At 47.6% G+C, this 22050-nt stretch carries 24 protein-coding genes, 1 tRNA gene and 1 riboswitch; of the genes, 9 read left to right on the top strand and 16 right to left on the bottom strand.

What is annotated here, in order from left to right; translation table 11 throughout:
* Nucleotides 1–10: 10 nt before the first annotated feature.
* The 8 genes from M1D71_RS06555 to M1D71_RS06520 form a co-directional block, all read right to left on the bottom strand.
* Complete coding sequence (locus M1D71_RS06555; protein WP_458127185.1) at nucleotides 11–1315, bottom strand: CpaF family protein; 1305 nt, start codon at nucleotides 1313–1315, stop codon at nucleotides 11–13.
* Nucleotides 1312–2532: a nucleotide-binding protein gene (locus M1D71_RS06550; protein WP_458125757.1), complete on the bottom strand. Its 1221-nt coding sequence runs from the start codon at nucleotides 2530–2532 to the stop codon at nucleotides 1312–1314. Before M1D71_RS06550 ends, M1D71_RS06555 begins: the two co-directional genes overlap by 4 nt.
* A 163-nt stretch (nucleotides 2533–2695) precedes the next feature.
* On the bottom strand, nucleotides 2696–3079 hold the full coding sequence (locus M1D71_RS06545; protein ID WP_062833131.1) for a VOC family protein: 384 nt from the start codon (nucleotides 3077–3079) through the stop codon (nucleotides 2696–2698).
* Nucleotides 3080–3289: 210 nt separating this feature from the next.
* The gene (locus M1D71_RS06540) at nucleotides 3290–4153 is read right to left on the bottom strand and encodes a DUF6612 family protein (protein WP_458125756.1); all 864 of its coding nucleotides are present in this window, start codon (nucleotides 4151–4153) and stop codon (nucleotides 3290–3292) included.
* A 61-nt stretch (nucleotides 4154–4214) separates the two neighbouring features.
* Nucleotides 4215–4637 carry a thiol-disulfide oxidoreductase DCC family protein gene (locus M1D71_RS06535; RefSeq protein ID WP_315938237.1) on the bottom strand — a complete coding sequence of 141 codons (423 nt, stop codon included), beginning with the start codon at nucleotides 4635–4637 and terminating at the stop codon, nucleotides 4215–4217.
* 139 nt (nucleotides 4638–4776) lie between these two features.
* Nucleotides 4777–5055 (bottom strand): hypothetical protein, encoded by a 279-nt coding sequence (locus M1D71_RS06530; RefSeq protein WP_458125755.1) that lies wholly within the window; start codon nucleotides 5053–5055, stop codon nucleotides 4777–4779.
* A gap of 99 nt (nucleotides 5056–5154) precedes the next feature.
* Nucleotides 5155–5400: a zinc ribbon domain-containing protein gene (locus tag M1D71_RS06525; protein WP_458125754.1), complete on the bottom strand. Its 246-nt coding sequence runs from the start codon at nucleotides 5398–5400 to the stop codon at nucleotides 5155–5157.
* Nucleotides 5401–5611: 211 nt separating this feature from the next.
* Entirely contained in the window at nucleotides 5612–6031 is a 420-nt protein-coding gene (locus M1D71_RS06520) for an organic hydroperoxide resistance protein (protein ID WP_458125753.1), read from the bottom strand.
* Nucleotides 6032–6431: 400 nt separating this feature from the next.
* Here M1D71_RS06520 and M1D71_RS06515 point away from each other — a divergent pair, with 400 nt between their 5' ends.
* A complete protein-coding gene (locus M1D71_RS06515) occupies nucleotides 6432–7727 on the top strand; it encodes an Nramp family divalent metal transporter (protein ID WP_458127184.1) in 1296 nt (431 codons plus the stop codon).
* 123 nt (nucleotides 7728–7850) lie between these two features.
* Nucleotides 7851–9412, top strand: a protein-coding gene (locus M1D71_RS06510) for an IS3 family transposase (RefSeq protein WP_458125752.1) whose coding sequence is annotated in 2 segments (ribosomal slippage) — nucleotides 7851–8487 and nucleotides 8487–9412 — 1563 coding nt in all. Because the reading frame shifts where the segments join, the coding sequence is not laid out codon by codon here.
* A gap of 123 nt (nucleotides 9413–9535) precedes the next feature.
* On the opposite strand, the gene M1D71_RS06505 is transcribed toward M1D71_RS06510, so the two are convergent.
* A complete protein-coding gene (locus M1D71_RS06505) occupies nucleotides 9536–10219 on the bottom strand; it encodes an HAD family hydrolase (protein ID WP_458125751.1) in 684 nt (227 codons plus the stop codon).
* A gap of 147 nt (nucleotides 10220–10366) precedes the next feature.
* Entirely contained in the window at nucleotides 10367–10765 is a 399-nt protein-coding gene (locus M1D71_RS06500) for an HAD family hydrolase (protein WP_235193755.1), read from the bottom strand.
* Between the two features lie 115 nt (nucleotides 10766–10880).
* Nucleotides 10881–11056, bottom strand: a riboswitch (cyclic di-AMP (ydaO/yuaA leader).
* Between the two features lie 370 nt (nucleotides 11057–11426).
* On the opposite strand from M1D71_RS06500, the gene M1D71_RS06495 reads away from it, so the two are divergent.
* Nucleotides 11427–11906 (top strand): glutathione peroxidase, encoded by a 480-nt coding sequence (locus M1D71_RS06495; protein WP_458125750.1) that lies wholly within the window; start codon nucleotides 11427–11429, stop codon nucleotides 11904–11906.
* A gap of 145 nt (nucleotides 11907–12051) precedes the next feature.
* Here M1D71_RS06495 and M1D71_RS06490 read toward each other — a convergent pair.
* A tRNA-Leu gene (locus M1D71_RS06490) sits at nucleotides 12052–12134 on the bottom strand.
* Nucleotides 12135–12571: 437 nt separating this feature from the next.
* On the opposite strand from M1D71_RS06490, the gene M1D71_RS06485 reads away from it, so the two are divergent.
* From M1D71_RS06485 to M1D71_RS06475, 3 genes are all read left to right on the top strand, one after another.
* Entirely contained in the window at nucleotides 12572–13273 is a 702-nt protein-coding gene (locus tag M1D71_RS06485; protein ID WP_458125749.1) for an urease accessory protein UreF, read from the top strand.
* A 266-nt stretch (nucleotides 13274–13539) separates the two neighbouring features.
* Nucleotides 13540–13743: an XRE family transcriptional regulator gene (locus M1D71_RS06480; RefSeq protein ID WP_145320414.1), complete on the top strand. Its 204-nt coding sequence runs from the start codon at nucleotides 13540–13542 to the stop codon at nucleotides 13741–13743.
* 27 nt (nucleotides 13744–13770) lie between these two features.
* Nucleotides 13771–14406, top strand: coding sequence for a hypothetical protein (locus M1D71_RS06475; protein ID WP_458125748.1), 636 nt, complete (start codon nucleotides 13771–13773; stop codon nucleotides 14404–14406).
* A gap of 31 nt (nucleotides 14407–14437) precedes the next feature.
* On the opposite strand, the gene urtE is transcribed toward M1D71_RS06475, so the two are convergent.
* The 5 genes from urtE to urtA form a co-directional block, all read right to left on the bottom strand.
* Nucleotides 14438–15133, bottom strand: a complete 696-nt coding sequence (gene urtE / locus M1D71_RS06470) for an urea ABC transporter ATP-binding subunit UrtE (RefSeq protein WP_458125747.1) — start codon at nucleotides 15131–15133, stop codon at nucleotides 14438–14440.
* Nucleotides 15111–15920: an urea ABC transporter ATP-binding protein UrtD gene (gene urtD, locus M1D71_RS06465; protein ID WP_458125746.1), complete on the bottom strand. Its 810-nt coding sequence runs from the start codon at nucleotides 15918–15920 to the stop codon at nucleotides 15111–15113. The genes urtE and urtD overlap by 23 nt, the downstream gene beginning before the upstream one ends.
* Entirely contained in the window at nucleotides 15883–16974 is a 1092-nt protein-coding gene (gene urtC / locus M1D71_RS06460) for an urea ABC transporter permease subunit UrtC (RefSeq protein WP_145320422.1), read from the bottom strand. Before urtC ends, urtD begins: the two co-directional genes overlap by 38 nt.
* A gap of 21 nt (nucleotides 16975–16995) precedes the next feature.
* Nucleotides 16996–17901: an urea ABC transporter permease subunit UrtB gene (gene urtB / locus M1D71_RS06455; RefSeq protein WP_036610830.1), complete on the bottom strand. Its 906-nt coding sequence runs from the start codon at nucleotides 17899–17901 to the stop codon at nucleotides 16996–16998.
* A 183-nt stretch (nucleotides 17902–18084) separates the two neighbouring features.
* Nucleotides 18085–19335, bottom strand: coding sequence for an urea ABC transporter substrate-binding protein (urtA, locus tag M1D71_RS06450; protein WP_458125745.1), 1251 nt, complete (start codon nucleotides 19333–19335; stop codon nucleotides 18085–18087).
* A 261-nt stretch (nucleotides 19336–19596) separates the two neighbouring features.
* On the opposite strand from urtA, the gene M1D71_RS06445 reads away from it, so the two are divergent.
* From M1D71_RS06445 to ureC, 3 genes are read left to right on the top strand one after another with little or no spacing between them, the layout of a single operon-like run.
* Entirely contained in the window at nucleotides 19597–19899 is a 303-nt protein-coding gene (locus M1D71_RS06445) for an urease subunit gamma (RefSeq protein WP_062833121.1), read from the top strand.
* 17 nt (nucleotides 19900–19916) lie between these two features.
* Entirely contained in the window at nucleotides 19917–20306 is a 390-nt protein-coding gene (locus M1D71_RS06440; protein ID WP_458125744.1) for an urease subunit beta, read from the top strand.
* Nucleotides 20303–22021 (top strand): urease subunit alpha, encoded by a 1719-nt coding sequence (gene ureC, locus M1D71_RS06435; protein WP_145320427.1) that lies wholly within the window; start codon nucleotides 20303–20305, stop codon nucleotides 22019–22021. The genes M1D71_RS06440 and ureC overlap by 4 nt, the downstream gene beginning before the upstream one ends.
* The last annotated feature ends 29 nt before the right edge of the window (nucleotides 22022–22050 follow it).

Here is a 22050-nt window from a genome sequence, read left to right as displayed (position 1 = left end):
TCCAATAACTTTAATTCACGTTGTTATCTGATGAATCCGATTCAATATTATATTTTCCTATGTATTCATTCAGCCATTCCCCGAGCCCAGCCATCTGAATTTTGTCGATCTGATTCAACTTTCCAACCTGTACTAACCCGCCAATAATTTTGCCTTCCCTCTCTTCATGTTCCTGGAAACGAAACAGTGGATTCAGCAAGACCTCACCGTCCTGCGTACCGATCACTTCACTGATCTCTGTCACCCGCCGTGAACGGTCCCTTAGTCGAGATAAATGTACAAATATATCGATTGCCGAACTAATCTGCTGTCGTACAACCGCAATGGGAAGATCCGCACCACTGAGCACCATCGTTTCGAGTCTGCTGATCATATCTGAGATGGTATTGGCATGCCCTGTAGACAAGCTTCCATCGTGCCCTGTGTTCATGGCTTGTAACATATCCAGTGCTTCTGCGCCCCTTACTTCACCAATCACAATCCGGTTCGGACGCATCCGTAAGGAGGACTTGATCAGATCCCGAATAGATATCTGCCCTTTGCCCTCGGTATTCGCATTCCGAGTCTCCAGTGACACCAGATTCGGTACCGTTACAATCTGTAACTCAGCCGAATCTTCAATTGTAATAATCCGCTCATCGGCAGGGATGAACTGGGATAGTGCATTCAGAAAGGTCGTTTTCCCGGAACCAGTACCACCTCCAATGAAGATGTTGTATTTGCTCCGTACCAACTGTTGCAGCAGTTCTGCAGCTTCTTCATGCAGGGCTCCCTTTTCAATCAGATCAGACATCTTCATCGGCTCACTCGGGAATTTACGAATGGTCATCGTGGGGCCTTTCAGAGCAATGGGAGGCAATACGATATTGACCCGTGAACCATCCTTTAACCGGGCATCCACGATCGGAGAAGACTCATTCACAATCCGGTTCACCCCGGACACAATCATCTGAATGATGTCCTCCAGGCGTTCCTTGGACTCAAATTCAAGGGTGACCTGACTGACCTCACCTTCTTGCTCCACAAAAATCTCCTTATGACTATTGATCATAATTTCTGTAATATCGGGATGATCCACGAGTGGCTGCAGAATATCCAATCCCCGAAAGGAGTCAAATAATCGCTGTACCAGTGTATGACGCTCCCCGGAGGTCAGATCATCCAGCTTCGGATCACTGAGAACTTTGCGTTCTATCCCTTGCCATAGTTCATCGTCTCCTGCGGAAGAGGTCAAATCGAGGCCAGCCCTGACCTCCCTGCGCATAATCTGGAACTGTTCTTCACGATCCAGTATTCGATTGGATGAATCCGTCATAACGCCCACCGATCCTGCTTCTGAATTCGCCCCGTCTGCTTCAATTCTTCTTCTCCATCTTGTACCAGCATGGCACATAATTTTTTCACTTCCCGCTGGAAGATCGGAGAACTAAGCATGACTTCTTCCTGACTAAGCTGCTTCCATGAAGGGATATATGGCAACACTGCATCCAGATGCAGATCAGATCGCGGAAGTGCATTAACGACATTGTCCCGATATTTATTGACCACGAAGCATGAACGATCCAACACGTTCTCGTACACATCTGGCTTGGTACGCTCGACATGCTGTAACCACTGTCCCCACCGATGCATGGCAGTTACATCATCTTCAACTAACCAGACAAAGGCATCTGCTGCATCGAACACCCCTTCGCTGCGTCCATCCCAGCCCGAATCACCATCGAGAATGAGTACGTCATATTGTCCGCATTCGGTCAAATAACGAAGCAGATTCGACGTATCTTCACGGGTCATCTGAAGCATTTCCTTCCGATTCGATAACGGCCAGAATACATCAGACTTCAGCGCTTCGTGCCGAATCACATATCCATCCACAGCCTTGGATTGCACCTGTAACTGCTTGCCCGATTCCTTCCTGCCTACCTTCAGATCGTAAAGCAGGCGTGACAACCCCGTCTCCGCATCCGGGTTGCGTTGCCCACTTCTAGAAAGTCCCTTCTCCAGAAACGGGAGCGTGCTATCCAGTGTCTCCAGATTAAGATAGAGTACAGCATAACCTGCGAGCCCCAACTGCTTCGCCATGTGCAAGGACACTGCCGTTTTGCCACTCCCACCCGAAGCGGACACTACACCGATGGAGAGAGTCTCCTGCCCCGGACGATGCATTTTCTTGCGGCGCGGCTGCCGGCAAGCATTCATCACAGCCTCCAGTAACGTTGGCAAGGGTTGATATTTCATCAGCCGCTTCGTCTCGTCCACCTCATCCAGCCCTTCACTCAGCATTAGCCAAGGTACACCCGATGCTTCTCCACCGTTGCTCAGCCAGTTGTTCAGAAATTCCGGTTCCGCAACAACCAGATCCGGCATCTCCCGACCTTCCTGCTGCTCGTTCATGTGATCTCTGAACGAATCCCATTGGGAGAAGGCCGTAAAACGCACTTGGGAACCTGACGAACTTCCCTGTACATAATCAAGCCAGGCACTAATGTAATCTCTGTCTTTGGAAACCAATACTGCCTTCAGTACAATCAATTTCTCCTTCCCTCCCTGCAAAAAAAAGCACAAAAAAGCACCGTCCAATAACCGCATGAACATGCAGTATATGGACGGTGCTTCCGTCACGTGCTATGAATGTATGGATAATATAGCATACAATTTCTGGTGGAGCAAGGGATTTATTCTAACCCTTTTTACCTTAAGAGTGATACGGTGAATCGAACTCAATGATGTTACGGTCAGGATCAAGTACAAAAATCTGTGCGAATCCAGCCACACTGTCAGGTCTCGCTTCATACTCAATTCCCTGCTGCTCCAGCCAAGCTATAGTCCCTGAATAACTGGTGACCCAGATCGCAAAGTGACCGTCTGTTGTATCAATACCAGCCTCGCGCAGCGTGTGACCCTCCGGGTGTTGGAGCAGATGAAGTTGCTGACTTCCGATAGCGTACCATGTGCCTGTGGAGCGAAAAGCAGGACGCTCAATCTCCTGCATTCCGAGCAACCCCGAATAGAACTTTTTCGCGATTTCCAGATCACGTACAGCCAGACTAACGTGGTGGATGTGTGCATATTCAATCATGTTTGATATCCCCTCCCTAATTATACATGACTATACTATATCACCTTGAACCCTGACCATATCCCCGCCAAAAAGAAAAGCACCTCTGATTCTAATCCGGTAAACCTCTCGGCTCACACAGATCTAGTTCAGAGGTGCCCTGCAAACGACATGCATCAATGCTCGCTTACCGCATTAATCATCTTCAACATAAGCTTTGGCATAACCAAATTATTTTGCGCTATCCAATGCTTCTTGTGGAATCTTGATCTCTTCCACTTGATCGTGGTTAGAAAATGCACTGGTCATCTTCATGTCCATCGTCATTTTCTGTCCATTCTGTTCCATCTCCATGACCATGGTTACGTCCGTACTTGCAGGCAGGTAGGTTTCTTTGTTGATCATATATTTCATCTTCATGCTAGTAATATTCATCTGATCAAGCATGGCTTGCATCTGGGCATCCGATCCGTTTTGCTCCATTACGGCTTTGGCCAGTTCCTTCACGTTATCACCGGATACGTCAGCGTTAATCACATAATTGTCGCCTTCTTCAGTCACTTCAGTATCTTCTTCGATCTTTTTGAATTGCTCCAATTCACCTTCGGGATTCATGCTTGCTTTCATCTGCTCAATCAATTCAGTCGTTTGAGCTTCAGGAATCGCAACCCATTGATCTCCAACTTGGGAGTAGATTTTGTCCGAAGTGATATACTGCTTCACGTTCTGAGCTTCTTGTCCCGACATTTCCATATTCATCTCTTGATAGATCATCATTGGATCTTTGATAATATCCATCTTGAGCGATGTTTTAACCTGTTGATCCTGGGACTGTTCACCAGCATCCAGTTTCAGATTCTGATCAATGTTTGCTTCAGTTGTGAAGCTTTTTATGTCTTTCGTAGCTGCATTGGTTTTGGTAATCAATTCGTCCAGGGTAGGGATCTTTGTCTCCTGCTCTGCAGGTGTATTGCCCTCGTTAGTCGTTTCGTTGTTAGTCGCTGGCGGCGTTGCCGTATTATCTGTGTCGTTACCGCATGCTGCCAAGCTTACTGCTAATAATGCCCCGATAAATAATGTAGTCCACTTCTTCAAGTTGTTGTCCTCCCAAATTAGATATGATCTATTGTCATTACCCAATTATTTCCGTTATTAATCACAAAAATCGATCTTTGATCTCTGGGGTAGGCAACATGCACGCTTCGTCCTTGCCAAACCAGCGATAACGGTTACGCGCAACCCAGTTGTAGACTGCATTACGAATAAATTTCGGAACGATAATAAAAACATATAACAACGGATAAGGAAACTTCAGACCTTTGGCCAATCGCAGCGCGGCGGTCGAACGTGTATAGTATTTTCCATTTTCGATCAGCACAAAGGTGTCCATACTGTCTGTCGACAGATTGCCTTTCTCCAGCAATTCCTTGGCTACATCGGATTGGAGCGAAGCAAAATGATATTTCCCTTCCGGGTCACGCTTGATAATCCACTTGGTTAATCCCTGACAGAAGTGGCAGACGCCATCCACCAGTACGATGGGATGTCCCTGATGCACATCCGTTTGATTTGCTGTCATATTGGCTGCCCCCTATTGTTACGGTTAGAGTAACTTACCCACTCTGAGCCATCTTGTTCACTAATGCCATATTTTATTTATAGGAAATAAAAAGAAAAAGAGCGCAGGCATTGTGCCCACGCTCGTATCTGTCCGACAATTACTCCGTAACTGCCTTATCCATCCATTGGTCATCGATCATCTGTTGATGCAGGTCAGTTGCCCATTGGTCCATACATTTGCAAATGAAATCTTTGCGACATACTGGACAAGGCGTTTTCTGCAGACGGCTGATAGTGGTCATTTTCCATTCCGGAGAACGGGAGTAGAATACACGGCATTTTGTACCGTCTACCAATTTCATTTTAAATTCATACAATCCGTCTTCCTTGTTACCATAAGCTAATTCTAAATCTGCAATACGCGGTCTATAAGACATGGATATCACCTGTTTAATTCAAATTTGGTTCATGCAATGACACTACTCAGTACTAAGTCATATTAAAGAAAATTCAGTTCAATGTCAACTCACGCATGTCTACCCGCCAAACAGAATATCCAGAATTGTCCCCACCTGCCCCTGTTTTTTCCCTTTCAAGACATCCGGATCGAAAATTTCAACATACCCGCAGGAGGAACAGGCCACGAACAGGTAGTGGTTATGCTGGATATCAAACATTTTGCTCAGGCCTGCTCCTGACATCGAAACTTCCTTAATGTTACAATCCGTCCCCCTGCATTTCGTACATACAAATCGCCGCTCAATCATCTCTTCAATACTCATCTTTGTTCCCCCTTTAAGGAATGTGTAGCATCAAGTGGGATTGCAATTATGTAAAATAGTACGATATCTGATATCTAATCTCCTGCATCATGTTCATGTATTATAACCATCACAAAACCCTGCCGATTGCCAGCAGGGCTCTGTATTTGAACATCAGGTATCCAGGATACCCTGCTCTATAACTTCTCCCGTTACTACCGGGAGTCAGGTCTTAGACTACGTTTAATACAACATCAATGTTGCCGCGTGTTGCTTTGGAATACGGACAGAAATCATGTGCCTTGCGGGCCAGATCCTCTGCTTGAGTGTGATCCACACCAGGCATGCTCACGTCCAGACGAACAGACAGCTGGAAACCGTCATCCGCAGGGTCTTTACCAATGGATACGTTACTTGTAACGACCACATTCTCCAATTTCACACCTGCTTTACGTGCTACATTGGCAAGGGCACTTTCATAACATGCTCCATATCCAGCGGCAAAGAGTTGCTCAGGGTTGGTACCTTCACCACCGGAACCACCAAGCTCTTTTGGCATTTTCAGATCATGCTTGAGCACGCCATCCGAAGAAGTCACCGAACCTGTACGTCCACCTTTTACTGTCGCTACTGCTGTATATAAAGCTTCCATTAAGAATCTCTCCCTTATCCATATAGTTTTAACTGCCTTCATTTCAATTTAAACTTCTGGCTCATTTTGAAACGCATTTTATATCTTTATCAGCTTTTACATCTTTATCATTTTAATGCATATTAGCTTCCATCGCTGTATTTTTCCTGAGGTTGGGTAATGTACGAAAGGGCATTTTTAAGCTTCATTCGAAATTTTGTCCTGATACACAAAAGTTGCACTAGACAAAAATAATTGAAGGAGTACAATGTAACAATAAACATAAAAATTTAGATATATCATGAGCGGTTCGTCCCGCATCAATATTTCAAAATCAATAATTTTAAAGTCAGGTGATTATCGTATGAGTAAAAAAAATCCGTTCAACGCGCCTTCAAGTGAATCATTGTCTACTGCGGGCATGGCCCCTTCTCTTGGAGAAGCACATAGCTCGATGAAAGTCCCGCAGAATGTTGCATGGTGGAAGAAATTCCTCGCTTTTGTAGGCCCAGGGTACCTCGTTGCCGTAGGTTACATGGACCCCGGCAACTGGGCAACAGATATCGTAGGCGGTTCACAGTTTGGGTATACCTTGTTATCCGTCATCCTGCTCTCGAACCTGATGGCCGTTGTACTTCAATCATTGGCTGGCAAGCTCGGAATTGTCACTGGACGGGATCTGGCTCAAGCCTGTCGCGAACGCTTCAGCATGCCTGTCGTCATGATGTTATGGATTCTGTGTGAGCTTGCCATTGCAGCCACCGATCTGGCAGAAGTCATTGGTTCTGCCATCGCGTTAAAGCTGTTATTTAACATTCCTATGTTATACGGCGTTATCATCACCGCAGTCGATGTACTATTGATCCTTGTACTGCAGAACAAAGGCTTCCGCGCTCTGGAAACTCTCGTCATTGTGCTGATGGCGACCATTGCCCTCTGTTTCGGCATCGACCTGTTTCTAGCGAAGCCGGATATGGGCGGCGTTCTCCATGGTTTTGTACCCAATGTCGAGATTTTGCAAAACCCGGCCATGCTCTATATCGCCATCGGTATTATCGGAGCAACCGTGATGCCGCATAATCTATACCTGCATTCTTCCATAGTACAGACCCGTCAGATCGAACAGACACCGCAGGGTAAAAAAGAAGCCATTCGGTACTCGACCATGGATTCTACAATCGCGCTGACACTGGCTCTGTTCATCAATGCGGCCATTCTGATTGTATCTGCCGCTGTATTCCACAGTGCCGGCATGACGCAGGTTGCGGAGATCGCTGATGCCTATCATCTGCTGACACCTCTATTAGGTACTACTGTTGCAAGTATCCTTTTCGGTGTGGCGCTGTTGGCATCAGGTCAGAACTCTACTCTTACAGGTACACTCGCTGGGCAGATTGTCATGGAAGGTTTCCTGAATATTCGAATTCCAGCATGGCTGCGTAGACTGGTCACACGTCTGATCGCCATCATCCCTGCTGTAATTGTTACAGCCATCGCAGGAGAACATGGCACAGAAGAACTGCTCATTTTGAGCCAGGTCGTGCTGTCTCTTCAATTACCTTTTGCTGTCATCCCCCTGGTGATGTTCACGAGTGATAAAAAAAGCATGGGTGCATTCGCCAACAAATTATGGCTCAAAATCATCTCATGGGTCATTGCCGCTATTATCGTTGTGCTAAATGTATATCTGATCATTCAGACGATCCGGTTGTTCTAATCTCATTCTAAATGACTAAATATTAAAAAGGCTGATCGACTCCGGTATTCTATACCTGATATGCTCCCCATATAGTAGACAGGTGAAATAATAAAAGCCTGTTACTGTATGGGGAGTGTTTTTATGGAACAAAAGAAGTTTACGGCACTTGAAAAATTGAATATTCTGCAAGAAATTGAATGTGGTGAACTTGGTTTAAAAGCTGTGGCTCAAAAGTACGGATTATCCAAAACATCTGTGGTCAAGTGGCGAAGCCGTTATCAGTTGTACGGTTACGAGGGCCTGGAAGTCCGTTCCCGTAATCAAAAGTATTCAGCAGAGCTCAAACGCCAAGCGGTCCATGATTATTTGGAAGGAGGATTATCGCAATATCAAATCATCGACAAGTATAAAATTGCAAGTCGAACCCAACTCGCCAACTGGATTAAGAAGTATAATGGTCTTAGCATCAGCTTAACCGCTGCTCATTCAGGAGGAACCAGGGCGATGACCAAAGGACGCGTAACCACTTGGCAGGAACGGATCGATATCGTGCTATATTGTCTGGCAAATGGACAAGACTACACCCAGGCCGCAGGCCGTTTTCACGTTTCATACCAACAAGTATATAGCTGGGTAAAGAAATACGAAGCAAGCGGCGAAGAGGCGCTACGAGACGGCAGAGGACGTACCAAATCAGCTGAAGCACTCACGGAGGCAGATCGCCACAGACTTGCTATGCAAAAATTAGAGTACGAGAATGCGCGGCTGCGTGCGGAGAATGCTTTTCTAAAAAAGTTAGAGGAACTCGAAAGGAGGAGGCGTTAAGTCACATTCGTCAGGAGAACATCTACCTGGCTATTCAAGTTGTTCGGCAAGAGGAGTCCTGTTCCCTTCAGCTTTTGTGTGAAATCGCAGGAATTCCGCGGTCCAGCTACTATAAATGGTTGAATCGAAAACCCAGTTCACGGGAGACCGACAATGCGAAACTTACACAGGCCATGCTCCTTCTCTATGAGAAGGTGGAGCGAACCTTTGGGTATCGCCAATTAACGCTGCATTTACGCAGGCAAATGGACAGCAATATTAACGCGAAGCGAGTATACCGTCTGATGAAGCTCCAGGGCATCCAGTCTGTCACCCGAAAAAAGAGGAAGAAGTACATAGGCTCTACCCCTCAGCAGGTTGCGGAGAATATACTGAATCGTAAATTTGAGGCGGAAATGCCAAACCAAAAATGGGTAACCGACGTAACGGAATTCAAGTACGGCAACGGGAAGAAGGCCTATTTAAGCGCAATTAAGGATCTGCACGACAAGTCTATTGTTGCTTATGTCTTAGGACATTCTAATAACAATCCGCTGGTCTTAAAGACGCTGGAATTGGCTTTAAAAGCTGCTCCAGCAAGCCGTCCCTTGCTTCATAGTGACCGCGGTTTCCAGTACACTTCTTTACGTTTTAAGGAGATGTTGGACGAAGCGAAACTCACACAAAGTATGTCTCGGGTAGGCCGTTGCATTGATAACGGACCCATGGAATCCTTTTGGGGGACGCTCAAATGTGAGAAGTATTACTTGCATACCTACGGGACCTTTGAAGAACTCCAAAAAGACATTGATGATTACATACAATTTTACAATTACGAACGGTTACAGGCAAAACTAAACGGCCTCAGTCCCAATGAATTCAGGACCAAGGCCGCTTAACCATCTTTTATTTTTTGTACTGTCTACTTGACGGGGTGCAGTTCAACCCAAGTTGATCAGCCTTTATTGTTGCTATACAGCAACGTGTTTTCATTTATAGTAGAATCTCTCGTACGCAATCATCTAATCCTGGTTTGGCACCAATAACGGCAGGAGCTTATCCAATGAATCAACAGTCCAATCTGCACGTTCGTCATCCGATAGTTCCGGCTGGAATCTCCCGTAACCCTGCATAATCCGTATCGTACGCATGCCCAGCTTCCGAGCAGGAATAATGTCGTTATCGATCCGATCCCCGATCATGACGGCTTCCTCTGGTTCACAACCGGCCTGCTTCAAGGCTACAGCGTATAACTCAGGGTCTGGCTTGGACACCCCTTCTTCAGCCGAACAGGCCAGAACATCAACATACTTCCGCAACCCGTAGCTCTCCAGTCTCTCTTCCGTTCCAGGACTTTGATTGGCAATAATGCCAATGCGATAATGCTTCGACAAGTGCCCAAGAACCGAATCCGCTGAAGGAAAAGGACGTTCAAGATCTTTTTGAAACTTCAGCTTGTCCTGAATCTGTTTTTGGTGCTTCTCGTCTCCAATGAATGTGCGAATAGCCACTCTCATAGGCCATTGCTCATAATTCTGGTAACAGTTCGTGAACAGTTCTCGTACCGCCTCAATCTGCACCGGATACCCCAAAGCGCATGCTTCACGGACGAACTGTCCGATAATATCATCAACCGGCTCCCATTCGTCCACCAGCGTATCTCCAACATCAAAAAACAACCACTTTATTCCACCTACATCCGGCACGCCAATTCCTCCTTGAACTACCTCTAAAAACCATAAAAAAGAAGACCCACCATCAAGCATGAGTCTCCTCAAATTTCCGTTTATTGATATATTCAATTATAACAGGCCCCTTACACCGGAGCAATCACAAGCTATCAAGCTAGCGCACTAACCATTCAGGAGAAAGCCGACTTCCCCATTGAGTGAATATACAATTCGGTCTGCGCCCATCCCCCGATAGATGCCCTTTGGATGACTCTGTTCCGTAATGACGCACAGGGACTTCGATGTCCATGAACGGCAGATTTGCAAATAACGACAGGTCAGATTCAGGCTGTTTTCGAAAATAAACACATTGCCTACGCTGCCCTGCGGCAAAAACCATTTTTGAGCTGCAGCCGTGTTCATGCGAATGACATGCTCTACCCCGATTCTACGGAGTCTACGCTCTTCCCCTGCACTGTTGGTTAGAACGGCAAACGGCATTTTTTTGTACATCAGCAATTTGATAAATTTGCGTCCTGCTTCATTTGGAGCAGTCACTAAGATCATCTCAGTATCCATCATTCGTTCCTCCCTTGGCGTGAAAAGACAACAAAAAAGAAGCGTGGGGGACCAAGGCCTCCCGAACGCTTCTTAAATAATCCATGGCGAAAACACCATGAACCAGCGTACGGCTTGTTGCCTCTCCCTTTAACGCTTACGAGGTTAGCTGACGGATTCGGGCGCGAGAGTCGCCCTATTTCCGGCTGTCACCGGAAAATTCACCCCATGAATGCCCACTGTCCTGGACAGCGCATTCCGTTGGTTCCCCCGTTTCCCACTCATCAAAGAATGGAAACTCAGCGATTAAAACATCGTTCGTATATCTTAAAGTAAGATCGAGCGATATTATCGTTTGTTTCGTTTTTCAAGTACAATTTAATTTAAATTGAAATTACGTTATGAATCATACACCCGCGCCATGACGGTGTAAAGTCCGCACAGATCACCGAATCGGCAGATTTTCGCCAATACCCATACATAATAGCGCTTACAACAAGGTTATACTCTATCTATCTCTTCAAGTCTATCTAATTCTCACTCTGACGAAAATCACATCGCAATTCATTCACGTATTCTGCACAACTTGCCTGTTTTGATTCTTTTAACACCATATTAGTTTTGTATTATTTAATTGCAACCAATATAATAAGGGGTATAAGATTATATAATGGAGGCGATTTAGATGACAATCTACGATTACAAAGTGAATACTCTTCGCGGTCAAGAAGTTGAAATGTCCGACTACCGTGACAAAGTGCTACTGATTGTGAATACGGCTAGCTCATGTGGCCTCACTCCTCAATTCAAAGGCCTGCAAGAACTGCAAGACAAGTTTCAGGATGCTCCGTTTGAAGTTCTGGGTTTTCCAAGCAACCAATTTGCACAGGAAAAAGGCTCTTCGGACGACATTGCAGAGTTCTGTCAGATGAATTATGGCGTGAGCTTCCCTATGTTCGAGAAAATTGATGTGAACGGCTCAAGCGCTCATCCTCTCTTCCAGCATCTAAGCAAGGAAGCTCCTGGCCTGCTCGGCTCCAAAGCAATCAAATGGAATTTCACCAAATTCCTTGTGGATCAGAACGGACAGGTACTGAAACGTTATGCTCCCAAAACAACACCCGACAAGATTGAAGAAGATATCAAGAACTTGCTTCAAAAATAATACATAGGCCACCCGTAACCAGAAGGTAAGCACGATCGCCCCGGGTAATGGAGGGCCTTTTTCCTGACTTGAGGTTCTACTGGTCGAAAAGACAAAAAAAGAAGCTTTCCAATAAAGGAAAGCTTCTTCTTAATCGTTCATATGATGCGGTCGAGAGGACTCGAACCTCCACGGGCATACGCCCACTACCCCCTCAAGATAGCGTGTCTGCCATTCCACCACGACCGCATGTCGTAAATAATCGGCAACAGAATTGATTATACCGGGTTTAGATCTAAAAGTAAAGTATTTTTTAATGCTTCTTTTTCAGCCAGGCATTTTCCTCAAAAATCGCATATTCTCGTCATGTTTAGTCATGAACTGCATATCATTAGTTTTGATCCCCTCTTTTCCGGATAGAGCCGATCTGTGTAATCATTTATATATAGTAATATATAATCTTCCCCTATACCCTGTGAATACCTAACTTAAAATGATACATTAAATAACACAATATATGATTTATCATTTTTAGAACAATAAATTCCAAGGATTCTATTGACAAAAAGCGGACATTTATGGGAAGATAACTATCATATAGTTCGGATTTTCAAACACAAAGCAAACAAAAAGGAATATAAATGTTACTTTAAGTGACATTTAACGAACACAGGAGGCGAATGATTGTGAACCGTGGGAATAAGCTGCTCGATTATGTCAATCTGCTTGATTCCTCTATTCAGGTTGGAGGGTTCACCCATTCCTTCGGCATGGATATCCATATCAAGGAGGGTACCATTCGTAATGCTGAAGATCTCGAATCATTCATGCGTTGTCAGTTGCATCCCAGTATCGTTCGTCTTGAAGGCATGGCCATCAAAGGCATCTATACCGCAGCAGATCACAAGGATACATGGCGGATAGCTCTGATCGACAAGCTCGTCCATGTTCAGCGAACTCCTGGAGAACTCAGAGAACAAGCTGCTGTTATGGGTAAACGATTGATCAGACTTGCACGCGCTCTGCACCCCTGGATTGATCTCAGCCAGCTCGAACAGATCTTCGCCAAATATGATTCAGTTGGCTGCCTCTCCACTGTTCACGCCTGGATTAACCACCACCTCGATATCCCGGTCGAGGAGGCGGTCCTTGGTTATCTTCATTCAGCCATGAATGCCTGCATAACCGAAGCCTCCAAAGTCATTCCCCTGAACAACGATACTACCAAAGATCTGATGGTCCGCCTGGCCGCAGATTTGGAGAATGAATGGAATACCGTCAGCGCCTCGGCTGCGGATGGACTGGCACAGCCAACCTCGATGTCCATGAAATCATTTTTTCCCAGTTTCCATATGCTTGGAGCTGGACTTCATGCCTACAGGGCCTAATCCTTTTTCTCCTCAGCTCCACTTCCCTTCATTAGGACAAACAAAAAAACACGCGGCAACCTCCTTGCCGACGTGTTTTTTGTCATTTTATTTGTTTATTTAACGCATTTACGCCATTTAACATCACAAAATACACTTTTTTCCGTCTTTTTTAATTGTTAGATGACGCATTTACGTATATAATAAAATATACAGCTCGCATTTCTATATATTCTACATGAAGAAAGGGCGACTGAATACTACATTCTAATCAGGGGTGAACCCTTTTGAACAAGAAAAAACCAGTGACTCCGTTCGGATGGGCCATCAAACGACGGCTAACCGAGCTTCAAGTGGACCAGAAGACCTTTTGTGAACAGTACGGTATCCCGCCCTATCGTTTGTCCAATCTCATTCACGGCACACGCAAAGCAACCCGCTTCAGACATCTGGTCGCTGATATTTTGGATATTCCAGATGAACTGAGATAAGATTTCCGTCAAAGGAGGACCTCATTCATGAGACATGTTACATCCGACCTGGAAAGCCTTACGTTCCAATCCATACGTCACCAACTCATCATCATTGACCACCACTGGGTTATCCACAGCTGCAACCGCGCCTGGCAACAGGGACTGGGTCAATTTCCACCTAGCTCGGATGCGAACAATAATCATAGACATTACCTGCATCTGTTGGAAGCCTGGGCGTTACGAGGCAGGAATGCTGCAACGGCACTTGTAGCACAGAATTTGAAAGAACGCGGAACACCCTTTAATCGAAATCATACATATGACATCTGCGTGTATACGGTATATAACGAAGAACGGTGGTTCCGTGCGGATCTCACCCCTCTAGTTCATACCGAGCCCATTCCGGATACTCCTCTGGCTTTGATCGCACACGTGGATATTACCGAACAAAAAAAGACAGAACGCCAATTGAAGAAGGCCCTGTCTGAAGTGCGTACATTACGTGGACTGCTGCCTATTTGCGCCGTCTGCAAACAAATCAAGGATGAAGAAGAACATTGGAACTCCGTCGAAAGTTATCTAGAGAAGCATACCCACGCCGAATTCACCCATGATATCTGCCCGGAATGCATACGGCGATTATATCCGAAATACTCGAACATCCTGGACAAGCGCTCCTGAACCCTCTGTCCACCCGAAACCGCAGCTCCAGCTAAACGGACAGATGATGTTCAAACTGGGACATATCCAGTTCTTGCGGTGTCCCGTGCAGGGTAATGGTACCTTTGTCCATGATATAAATGTAATCTGCGGCATTGCGTACAAAATCAATACTCTGCTCCACCAGCAGAACAGAGAGATCCCCCTTCGCCTTGAGCTGCAAAATGACCTGCCGAATGTCCTCCACAATGGAAGGCTGGATACCTTCTGTCGGCTCATCAAGCAGCAACAACCCCGGACGCGAAGCCAGCGCCCGGGCGAACGCCAATTGCTGTTGCTGTCCACCACTCAGATCTCCACCCTGCCGTCCATACATCGTCGCAAGCACCGGGAACATCGCGAGCACATCCTCCGGGAACGTCTTTACACCTGGAGCACTTGTCTCGAGGCCAAGCAACAAGTTTTCTTTCACCGTAAGCTGCGGGAATATTTCCCGCCCTTGCGGTACATAACCAATCCCCGCCCTCGCCCGCTTGGCTGGGTCCAAAGCGGATAACTCCTGATTTTTCCACTGAATATTGCCCTTGCGTGTTTTCAGTAGCCCCATTAATGTCTTCATCAACGTCGTTTTACCTACACCATTACGACCCATCAGACACACCACCTGTCCAGGCTCTACCTCCAGACTCACACCTCGAAGCACATTACTTTCCCCGTAGCCGGATTCAATTCGTTGCAGCGACAGCATGGTCATCCCTCCTTTTGCCCAGATACACTTCCGCTACCTTCGGATCTGCCTGTACTTCAGCCATCGTACCTTCCTTCAGCAGTTTCCCTTCATGCATCACCGTCACCTTCGCGGCGAACTCTCGCACAAATTCCATATCATGCTCCACCACCACAACCGAGCGCTCACGTGCAATCTCTTGCAGAAGCCGTCCAGTCTTGTGAGTTTCTTCATCCGTCATGCCTGCGGCTGGTTCGTCCAGTAACAACACACGCGGCTCCTGCAGAAGCAACATGCCGATCTCCAACCACTGTTTCTCCCCATGCGATAAGGCTCCTGCACGGGTGTTAATACGATCTTGCAAACCAACCTGGAGGATAACAACCTCCATGGCAGTACTCATCTTCCCATATCTCCGAATACCGATGGCCTGCAGAGGAGAACGGCGAGTCTCCGCCGCCAGCGTCAGATTCTCCTGTACCGTCAGACCCGCAAAGATCGATGGTGCCTGGAATTTGCGTCCCACACCTTTGCGAACAATCTGGTGCTCCTTCAGTCGTGTTAATTCCGTACCATCCGCCATCTTCACCGAGCCAGACATGGGTTTTGTTTTGCCGCATATCACATCCAGCATCGTCGTTTTCCCTGCACCATTGGGTCCGATCAGAAAATGCAGGTCATGTTCATGCAGCTTCAGATTCATGCCTTTGACAGCAACGAACCCACCAAAGGCCACCGTAATGTCCTCGGCTACCAACACCGCTGATTCCTCAGTAGACTTTAGGTTTTTCCCGAGTGACTTGGACATGCGCACTCTCTCCTCTCCGCTTCAACAAGCGAACGACATGACGATACACCCCTACAATACCATTAGGCATAAACAAGACTACCGTTACAAAGAGCCCACCGATGACGAATAGCCATCCTTCGGGGTAAGCCTCGCTTATGCCTGTTTTGGCTGCATTCAGTACCACCGCTCCGATGACCGCTCCAATAAGCGTACCGCGACCACCCAATGCAACCCACAAGACCATCTCAATGGAAGGCACAATCCCCATCATCGATGGCGAGATAATACCGACCTGAAGAACAAACAGCATGCCCGCAATGCCTGCAAGCGCACCGGAAAAAGCAAAAGCCAGCGTTTTATATCCTGCCGGATCATATCCGAGGAAGCGCACCCGATTCTCTCCATCGCGCGCAGCTTCGAGTACCTGCCCAAACCGGCTATTCACCATTCGACGACACAACACATAAGCGATCACCAGAACAGCAAGCGTTATATAGTAGAGAGCAATCGTCGTTCCTGCGGAATGAAGTGTAAAACCAAAGATTGAATTATACCCGGTAATGCCATTCGTTCCGCCCGTCCACTCCTGTTTACCAACAAACAATGTCACCGTAATGAGAACCAAGGCTTGTGTCAGAATGGTAAAATACACACCGGTGATCCGGTTACGGAACGTAAACCACCCCAGAGCAAAGGCAAGCAATGCCGGAAGGGCTATCCCCAAGAGCAGAGCCATCGGGAAAGAGCGAAAGGGTTCCCAGAACCAGGGCAGACCGCTGAGACCACTCCATCCCATGAAATCAGGAAGAGTTGCTCCACTGGCCTGAAGCTTCAGATACATCGCCATCGCGTACCCACCCAGACCGAAGAACACCCCATGTCCAAGACTCAGCACACCCCCATAACCCCAGATCAGATCGAGACCGATGGCCAGGATCGCCAGCGCCAAAAACTTGGCTAACAGACTCAGACGAAACTCCGTGGAGATTAGTGGAGCAAGACACATCATAATCAGTACAACTGCCCAGATGATCCTCATTTTCAAACTGCCAGTCTTGAGTAAAGCGGACATGAACTAACCCCCTTCTTCACGTTAATCGAGACTCCGTGTGCGCATCGCGACCAAGCCGCGTGGTTTCCATTGCAGGAAAGCAACGATACATACGAACACGAGCACCTTGCCAATGGAGGCCGAGGTATAGGTTTCGAACAGCGTATTGAACATGCCGATCCCCAGTGCACCGCACACGGTTCCGACCAATTTCCCCACGCCACCCAGAACAACGACCATGAACGCATCCACAATATAATACGTACCAAGCGAAGGACCAATCGGACCAATGAGCGTTAACGCACAACCAGCGATTCCGGCGATTCCGGAACCAATGGCAAAGGTCATGCCATCCACACGCCGGGTCGAAATCCCAAGACACCCCGCCATGCTCCGATTCTGCATCACAGCCCTCATTCGTCTTCCGGAAGATGTTCGATAGATATAGAGATACATGCACAGCAGCACAACCGCAACCAATGCGATAATGAAAATTCGCTTGTACGGAAATACAATGCCATCCGAGATCGCCAATCCCCCATTGAGCCAAGCTGGACTGGATACCCCCACATTCGGTGCTCCGAATATCGTACGGGCCAGTTGCTGCAACATCATTCCTACGCCCCATGTCGCAAGCAGACTATCAAGCGGCCTGCCATACAGATGCCTGATCAGCACCACTTCAAGCAACCAGCCAATCAGAGCAGCTACAATGAACGCAATTGGCAGAGCCACAACAAAGTAGGCACCAAACCACGCGGCCGGAGCATAGGACATGAACAGATTTTGTGTTACATACGTTGCATATGCACCGATCATGATCAGTTCACCGTGAGCCATATTGATGACATTCATCAGCCCAAACGTTACCGCAAGCCCCAATGCTATCAACAGCAGAATCGAACTGATACTCAGACCATTGAACATCTGCAGGATAAACATATCCATCGCTATCCCCTCCTCCATACCGTGACTCTCGATATTTCAATTGACTTCAATTCGCACCGTCCCACACTTCACGTTACAGTAACGCTTTACCGCAATACCGTAAGAGGATGTGTTATCACACCCTCGTCTATGATTCAGTTGCTTTGAAGCGAGTTGCCTGTGTCTATTTGCGAGGTTTCTGTGTTATTTGGCGCTAAGGGAAGCTCCCCATTCATACGTTTTCAGATAAGGGTCCGGCTTGACAGGCGCACCCGAATTCCACAATTCCTTGAACTGCCCATCCTCCTGCACCTCACCGATCCGTACGGTTTTGTAGATATGCTGATTCTCTCCATCCACGGTTACCTTACCTTCAGGAGCATCAAACTCCAGACCCTTGGCAGCCGCCTTCACCTTCTCCACGTCGGTTGATCCCGCTTTTTCCACCGCTGCCTTCCAGAGATAAACCGCCACATATCCCGCTTCAATCGGATCTGCTGTCACTCGATCAGCACCATATTTTTCTTTATACTTGGCAACAAATGTTACATTTTCAGGCGTATCCGTTGTCTGATAATAATTCCACGAAGCCAGATGCCCCTTCAAAACGTCTGCGCCGATACCACGGATTTCTTCCTCCGCCACACTAACCGACAGGGTTGTCATCTGATCGGAGGAAATTCCAGCATCCTTCAATTGTTTGAAGAAGGCTACATTACTGTCTCCGTTCAGCGTATTGTATACAATATCCGGCTTTGCAGCCTTGATTTTGCTAATGATGGTACTGTAATCGGTATGTCCCAGCGGTGTATATTCCTCACCCACCACTTCGCCGCCCTCTGCCGCGAGTTGCGCCTTAATGACCTGGTTGGCCGTTTTCGGGAATACATAGTCTGATCCAAGCAGATAAAACGTCTTGCCCCTGTTCTCCAGTAACCAGGTTACGGATGGAACGATCTGCTGATTCGTTGTTGCTCCTGTATAAAAAATGTTTGGCGATGATTCCAATCCTTCATATTGCACCGGGTAAAACAATAGACCCTTGTTCTGTTCGAACACCGGGAGCATAGCCTTCCGACTTGCAGAGGTCCATCCACCAAATACAGCAGCGACCTTATCCTGTTGTAGCAACTTTCCAGCCTTCTCTGCAAAAGTAGGCCAATCCGAAGCACCATCCTCCACTACAGGCTCAATCTGTTTACCCAGAACTCCACCCGCGGCGTTGATCTCTTCAATAGCAAGCATCTCGGCATCCTTAACGGATACCTCACTGATCGCCATCGTTCCGCTGAGGGAGTGAAGAATGCCCACTTTAATCGTATCCCCGGAGGCAGCCGGCTCTCCTGTACCACCTGAACCCGACGCTTCAGGCGGCGCAGCGCCATCCACACATCCTGTCATCACAATGACCGCACCGAGCAAAATACTCCATAACTTGACCGACCTCTTCTTCAATAGCCTACACTCCCTTTTTTTAGTCTATTGACGAACATTAAGGTCATTCACATCCGAAATGTTCGTTAATCCAAATTATGGAGCGTCACACTCTTCATGTCAATATAGCTTACATAATTTTATTTCATGCCTACTCGTTTCATGCATAGTGCTAATAAGCTTTGAATCTTATTGACAAAGGATTCACCCTGTGTGAGTATATTTAACACATAACATGATCCATGAACATATCAGATATTATAAGCGAAAGGTCGGATTGCCTTGCACTGGACTGAGCAGGAAAAGGAAAAACTCCTGATTACCGTGGCCGCTAACCTCGCCCGCGAACGAAGAGCACGCGGACTTAAGTTGAATGTCCCCGAAGCCATCGCCTTGTTAACCTCCGAACTTATGGAGCGGGCACGGGATGGAATGAGTGTTGCCGAATTAATGAGATACGGAGGCACCATCCTGACACGTGAAGACTGTATGGATGGTGTTGCCGATATGATTCCTGAAGTACAGGTAGAAGCCACATTTCCTGACGGTACGAAACTGGTTACCGTACATGAACCTATACGCTGAGAAAGGCAGGAGAAGCCATGATTCCTGGTGAATACCGCTTGAAGCCAGATGACGACATCATCTGTCATCCGGATCGTTCAACCCTACGCCTGATTGTCCTTAACCGCGGCGACCGTCCCGTCCAGGTCGGCTCTCACGTTCACTTCTATGAAGTTAATGCAGCACTGGACTTCGATCGCACTTCAGCTTTCGGACATCGCCTGCACATTCCGGCAGGCACCGCAGTACGCTTCGAACCCGGTGAAGAGAAACCTGTCGATCTCACGACCTTTGGCGGCAAACGCCAGATTCACGGGTTCAACGGATTAACCGAAGGCCCTGCGGATCAAGCTCCTGATCCGCAGAAACTGGAGGCATTCCTGAAGACGTTCTCCCCTCCCGTACAAGATGGAGGTGAGCCTTCATGAAACGAATGAGCCGCGAACAATACGCGTCGATGTTCGGACCCACAACCGGTGATGCCGTAAGACTTGCGGATACCGAACTATGGGCAGAGATTGAACATGATTATGCCGTATATGGAGATGAGAGCAAGTTCGGGGGTGGCAAGGTTATCCGCGACGGGATGGGCCAGTCCACCTCTGCTCTGCGAAGTGACGGCACGCCTGATACTGTTATCACCAACGCCATCATTATCGATCATTGGGGTATTGTAAAAGCGGATATCGGCATTCGGGATGGTCACATCTGCGCCATTGGCAAATCCGGCAACCCGGATACAATGGATGGTGTGCATCCCGCACTGGTCATCGGTGCTTCCACGGAGATTATTGCTGGGGAAGGCATGATTGTTACTGCCGGCGGCATTGATACCCATATTCATTTCATCTGCCCACAGCAGATTCAGACCGCATTATCCTCAGGGGTAACGACCATGATCGGCGGCGGAACAGGACCGGCAACAGGTACCAAAGCCACCACCTGCACCCCAGGAGCCTGGCACATCCACCGGATGCTGGAATCCGCAGAGGCTTTTCCCATGAACATCGGTTACCTCGGTAAAGGTAACAGTTCCAGTACCCCACCTTTAATTGAACAGATTGAAGCTGGTGTAATCGGCCTGAAGCTGCATGAGGATTGGGGTACTACCCCGAGCGCTATCGATGCCTGCCTGACTGCCGCCGGAGAACATGACGTTCAAGTCGCTATCCATACCGATACGCTGAACGAAACCGGATTTCTCGAAAACACACTGGCAGCAATCAACGGCCGAACGATCCACACGTACCACACAGAAGGCGCTGGTGGCGGACACGCACCGGATATTATCCGGGCCGCTGGGGAGTCCTACGTCATCCCCTCATCAACTAATCCAACACGACCCTACACACGCAACACTGTAGAAGAGCATCTCGATATGTTGATGGTTTGTCACCATCTGGACCCATCCATCCCGGAAGATGTGGCTTTTGCTGATTCACGGATTCGTCCCGAAACAATCGCAGCCGAAGATATTTTGCATGATCTTGGCGTGTTCAGCATTATCAGTTCCGATTCACAGGCCATGGGCCGAGTGGGTGAAGTCATTATCCGCACTTGGCAGACAGCCGACAAAATGAAAAAACAACGCGGCAAACTCGATCTAAACCCGGATTCACCCTCAGATAACGATCGAATCAAGAGATATATCGCCAAATATACGATTAATCCAGCTATCGCACACGGAATCGGTCACCTCGTCGGTTCGGTGGAAGTCGGAAAGTTGGCCGATCTAGTGGTGTGGAAACCAGCCTACTTCGGAGTAAAACCCGAGATCGTCATTAAAGGTGGCATGATCACGTTCGCCCAGATGGGTGATCCCAATGCTTCCATCCCGACACCCCAGCCTGTATTCGGCAGACCGATGTTCGGAGCCTATGGTAGCGCCATTGCCAGCGGATCGATCACCTTTGTCTCCCAAGCCGCAGCAGATGCAGGAATCAAAGAGACATTGGGCCTGAAAAAACGGGTCGAACCCGTCAAAGGCTGCCGCTCGGTCAGCAAAAAAGACATGATTCATAACGACGTAACCCCTGTCATTGAAGTCGATCCCGAAACCTATGAGGTACGCGCCGACGGCGAACTTCTCACCTGTGAACCCGCAGACGAGCTGCCTATGGCACAGCGGTACTTTATGTTTTGATATGAATACGGATTAGCTGATAAGGGGGC

This window comes from Paenibacillus sp. Z3-2 (genome assembly GCF_054161325.1).
Note: the sequence above shows the minus strand (reverse complement) of the source record. Positions and strands in the feature narration are given on the sequence as shown.